3 protein-coding genes and 1 pseudogene are annotated in these 2,145 nt (G+C 32.7%); all 4 read right to left on the bottom strand.

From position 1 onward, the window contains the following. A pseudogene (locus AMO08_RS01725) lies at positions 1-330 on the bottom strand (serine protease); the annotation flags it as partial. 1 nt (position 331) lies between these two features. Then, complete coding sequence (locus AMO08_RS01720) at positions 332-517, bottom strand: DUF2065 domain-containing protein (RefSeq protein WP_075484568.1); 186 nt, start codon at positions 515-517, stop codon at positions 332-334. A gap of 7 nt (positions 518-524) precedes the next feature. Continuing rightward, the gene (hflC, locus tag AMO08_RS01715) at positions 525-1,397 is read right to left on the bottom strand and encodes a protease modulator HflC (protein WP_075484564.1); all 873 of its coding nucleotides are present in this window, start codon (positions 1,395-1,397) and stop codon (positions 525-527) included. Between the two features lies 1 nt (position 1,398). After that, positions 1,399-2,145 (bottom strand): FtsH protease activity modulator HflK (gene hflK, locus AMO08_RS01710; RefSeq protein ID WP_075484562.1); only part of this gene is annotated, 747 nt, incomplete at its 5' end.

Below are 2,145 nucleotides of genomic sequence, written 5' to 3'. Positions count from 1 at the left end.
AATATCGTCAGCATCTTGGATAACGTGATTATTCGTGACCACAATTCCTTTTTCATCAATTATAAATCCAGAACCTAGTGCAGCTGATCGTCTTTCCTGAGGTGTTCCAAATTCTTTAAACATATCCTCAAAAGGAGAGCCTGGAGGAAATTGAAAAGGAAAAGGATTAGTGTTCGTTACAACAGTTGTTGTAGTAGAAATATTTACCACAGATGGCATTAATTTTTCTGCAAGATCTGCAAAGGAAGCAGGAACTGGTTTAGAATTTACATTTATAGAAAAGCCAAATGATATAAATAGCGTTAAGAATATAAATTTAATCTTATTCATATTAACTCTTAATGTAATAAATAATTATAAAACCAATTACCGCAAAAATAAGTCCACCTGATCTAAGCTGACTATCTTTAACAAGTTCTAATTTTTTCAACATACTTTTCATTTTTGCTGGAAATAAGGCGTACAAAATTCCCTCAATAAATAAGAAAAGACCAAAAGCTATAACTAGCTCACGCATTTAAGAATTATTGTTGGATTTCAGGTTTTATATTTCCAAAAAATTTAAAAAATTCACTATCAGGTGATAAAATTAGAGAGGTTTCGCCACCAATAAGAGCTTTTTCATATGCTTGCATAGCTCTATAGAAAGCAAAAAATTCTGGATCTTGACCAAAGGCGTCAGCAAATATTTTATTTCTTTCTCCATCACCTTCCCCTTTCATGATCTCTGATTGTTTTTGAGCATCTGCCAAGATTACTGTAACTTCTTTGTCGGCAGTTGATGTAATTGTAACTGCCATCTCTGCACCCTTTGCTCTAAATTCTTTTGCCTCTCTTTCTCTTTCAGTTTGCATTCTTCTATAAATCGCATCACTGTTAGCTTGAGGTAGATCTGCCCTTTTAATTCTTACATCAACTATACTAATTCCAAAGTTTTGTGCTTCATTGTTTACACCTTCTTTAATTAAAGCCATTTGCTTTGATCTATCTTTGGAGAGTAATGTTTGTAATTCCTCCTGACCTAATACATTTCTAATTCTTGAATTTATAATTGTTGATAATCTTGATCTTGCAACTCTTTCATTTCCAACTGAAATATAAAACTTCAGCGGGTCAATGATTTGGAACCTTGCAAATGCATCAACTATCAAACGTTTCTGATCTGATGCAATAACTTCTTCTGGTGGAGCATCTAAATTTAAAATTCTTTTATCTAAATAAACAACATTTTGAATAAATGGAATTTTAAAGTTTAAACCTGGTTTCATGATTATTCTTTTTGGATCACCAAATTGAAGAATAATTGCTTGGTTAACCTCTTTAACTATAATTACTGATAAAAAAGCTACAACACCAATTGCAACTAATACTCCTGCTAATATTTTTCCAGCTTTCATTTTAATTCGTCGCTTTCTTTTTTAATTCAGGCAAAGGTAAATATGGAACAACTCCTGAACCTGCATTTTTTTCTATAATTACTTTATCTATATCAGCTAAAACTTTCTCCATAGTTTCTAGGTACATTCTCTCTTGAGTTACTGCTTTAGCATTTTTATATTCATTATAGATTGCTATAAATCTACTTGCTTCACCCTCCGCTTTAGCAACAACTTCTTTTTTATATGCTTCTGCTGCTTGTAAAATTTTTTGCGCTTCCCCTCGTGCTCTTGGAATAACATCATTTGCATAAGCTTCAGCTTCGTTCTTAGATCTTTCCATGTCTGCTCTTGCAGCTTGTACATCTCTAAATGCGTCAATTACTTGGTCTGGTGGGTCGGCTTTTTGAGTTTGAACTTGTGTAATTTGAATTCCACTTTCATAATCATCTAAAATAGTTTGAATAATTTCTTGAGTTTCAAGCTCAATTTTAGATCTTCCCTCTGTCAAAATTGGTTGAATATCACTTTTAGCTATTACCTCTCTCATTGCAGTTTCAGCAGCTGCTTTAACCGTTCCTTCTGGATCTTGAATTTTGAATAAAAAATTTCCAGCATCTTTAATTACCCAAAATACTGAAAAATCTATATTAACAATATTTTCATCTCCGGTTAACATTAAGCTTTCTTGTGGAACATCAGCAACGCCACCGCCTGTAGAAAAACCACTGTCTCTTTCAGATCTAAATCCAATATCCATTCTATTAAC

The sequence above is a fragment of the Candidatus Pelagibacter communis genome (genome assembly GCF_001180205.1).
Taxonomy (GTDB): Bacteria; Pseudomonadota; Alphaproteobacteria; order Pelagibacterales; family Pelagibacteraceae; genus Pelagibacter; species Pelagibacter ubique_O.
The sequence above is the reverse complement of the archived record's forward strand: the minus strand, read 5'-3'. Positions and strand labels throughout refer to the sequence as shown.